Source organism: Vibrio sp. M260112, from assembly GCF_036533775.1.
GTDB lineage: Bacteria > Pseudomonadota > Gammaproteobacteria > Enterobacterales > Vibrionaceae > Vibrio.
Genome location: NZ_JATABH010000131.1, coordinates 1 through 1,782 on the forward strand (window position 1 = coordinate 1; position 1,782 = coordinate 1,782).

Consider the following 1,782-nt stretch of genomic DNA (forward strand, 5'->3'; position numbering starts at 1 on the left):
GCTTGAGATGTTATAACGCTCAAGTTGGTGAGGCACTGGCAAATGTCAAAGCAATGAACAAAGTCATAGGACTAGGTATGCCTGTTAGAAGCTAACGGCTAGTCATATATGGCGTCGTTGATCTTCAAGCTGATTTGATCAACAACGCCAACACAAAGTAAAAAAACAAGAGCAGAAAGAAAAGTTAAAGCAGGAACGAGAGATATGATTAATCCAGAGACAGGAGAGCTTGAAAAAGTACCTGTTTATGAGATTAAAGAATACGACATAAATTTTGAAAAAATTTGGCTTGGACACCTACTTACAGCAATGGATTGTTTAGGTGGGAAAAGAAAAGAAGTAGTTAAATGGATCTTGGCAAACCGAAACCAAGATAATCAAATTGTGTAACAGTTGATTATATAAAAGAAGAATGCGGAGTATCTAAACAAACAGTTGTAACAGTAATGAAAGCAATGCAAGAAGCCAATTTATTGCATCGTATTAGAAATGATTTATATACATTAGATGCTGATTTCATTTTTGCAGGAAAATCTGATGATAGATTAAACATAATGTTTACGTATGAAAACATCAAAGAGTTAAAAAATAAGGGGAACTAATGTCAATATATCCTACATCCCCAGATGGGGTATCAGTAGATAACAACATGAAAATCATAAGATCCAAATTCGGACGCATTACAGGCCCTATTGATTATTATTGGTTTTATCAAATGGTTCGAAATAAAGGCCCGTGGGATTATAAACAATCTGGTCCTTATGAACATTTTGGGAACTTCCATTATGGAGCTGTTGGTTATGCAGGTGGTATTCCAGAATCAATTTTACTGAGAGCAGCTGGCTGCGCTCAAATGAAAGCGGGAACTTCTCAAAACAGTTGGGGAAATTGCTGGGGGGACACACCTTATGCAGACGACCCTAACGACCAATATTATATAAAATTAGGTATTGAGTATGCGAAAAATAAAGGTTATTAGCTTAATTTTAATTAGTTTACTAATCATATGGTTAAATTTTGAGTTTGATAATGACAAATCATTAGATAAAGAAATTTTAAACGTAAAAATAACAAAATCATTAAGTCTTTCAGGTTTTAGGATGAACACTGGAGGTGCTACCGTTCCATTTAGATACGTTTATTTTATCAACCACAAAGAAAATAAAACACCTTTTCTAATCACAAATTCAAACTCGATCAAGGTTGATATCATTAATGATAAACACATAACCATTAATGTAATAGGAGAAATATATGAATACACAAATGCGATATGGTTCGGTGATACTACGCTACATCCTTTAACGATAGATTTAATTTCTAAAAGCACTTTAAAAGCTCCAAATCAAAGATTTGGCACTCAAAAAAAAGAAGAATAAAAAGACATTCTTCTTTTTTTTTGAGCTGGATCAAGGTCCTTTTCTCTTTTTGCTTCTTGCGTATTTCGATTGGGCTTTTGTGATTTTTTTCTTTTTATCTTTAACTTCTTCAAGACCATTATTTACAGATTGCTTTAAATCCTCAATCATTTTTTCATCACCAAAATCTGCTTGTTTCAGTTCTTCTGGCGTAGGTTCATGAGCCTTTGGCTCAGGTTCTGGTAGAGCCAAAGGCTCTGGTTGCACTTTGACAAGGCGTTGTTGATCAAATCAGCTTGAAGATCAACGACGCCATATATGACTAGCCGTTAGCTTCTAACAGGCATACCTAGTCCTATGACTTTGTTCATTGCTTTGACATTTGCCAGTGCCTCACCAACTTGAGCGTTATAACATCTCAAGC

At 34.8% G+C, this 1,782-nt stretch carries 4 protein-coding genes and 1 pseudogene; 4 read left to right on the top strand and 1 reads right to left on the bottom strand.

The features are described 5' to 3' along the window. Positions 1-189 precede the first annotated feature (189 nt). The 4 genes and pseudogenes from QTN95_RS20485 to QTN95_RS20500 all read left to right on the top strand — a co-directional run. Positions 190-390 (top strand): annotated as a pseudogene (locus QTN95_RS20485) (replication/maintenance protein RepL); the annotation flags it as partial. An 11-nt stretch (positions 391-401) separates the two neighbouring features. Next, the gene (locus QTN95_RS20490; protein ID WP_331418828.1) at positions 402-602 is read left to right on the top strand and encodes a replication/maintenance protein RepL; all 201 of its coding nucleotides are present in this window, start codon (positions 402-404) and stop codon (positions 600-602) included. Then, positions 602-979: a polymorphic toxin type 44 domain-containing protein gene (locus QTN95_RS20495; protein WP_331418825.1), complete on the top strand. Its 378-nt coding sequence runs from the start codon at positions 602-604 to the stop codon at positions 977-979. Before QTN95_RS20490 ends, QTN95_RS20495 begins: the two co-directional genes overlap by 1 nt. Further along, a complete protein-coding gene (locus QTN95_RS20500) occupies positions 957-1,379 on the top strand; it encodes a hypothetical protein (protein ID WP_331418826.1) in 423 nt (140 codons plus the stop codon). The genes QTN95_RS20495 and QTN95_RS20500 overlap by 23 nt, the downstream gene beginning before the upstream one ends. A 30-nt stretch (positions 1,380-1,409) precedes the next feature. On the opposite strand, the gene QTN95_RS20505 is transcribed toward QTN95_RS20500, so the two are convergent. Then, positions 1,410-1,610: a hypothetical protein gene (locus tag QTN95_RS20505; RefSeq protein WP_331418827.1), complete on the bottom strand. Its 201-nt coding sequence runs from the start codon at positions 1,608-1,610 to the stop codon at positions 1,410-1,412. Positions 1,611-1,782: the final 172 nt, after the last annotated feature.

Coding starts and splice junctions, on each gene's coding strand:
- QTN95_RS20495 (WP_331418825.1), top strand. CDS start 602: ATGTCAATATATCCTACATCCCCAGATGGGGTATCAGTAGATAACAAC.
- QTN95_RS20500 (WP_331418826.1), top strand. CDS start 957: ATGCGAAAAATAAAGGTTATTAGCTTAATTTTAATTAGTTTACTAATC.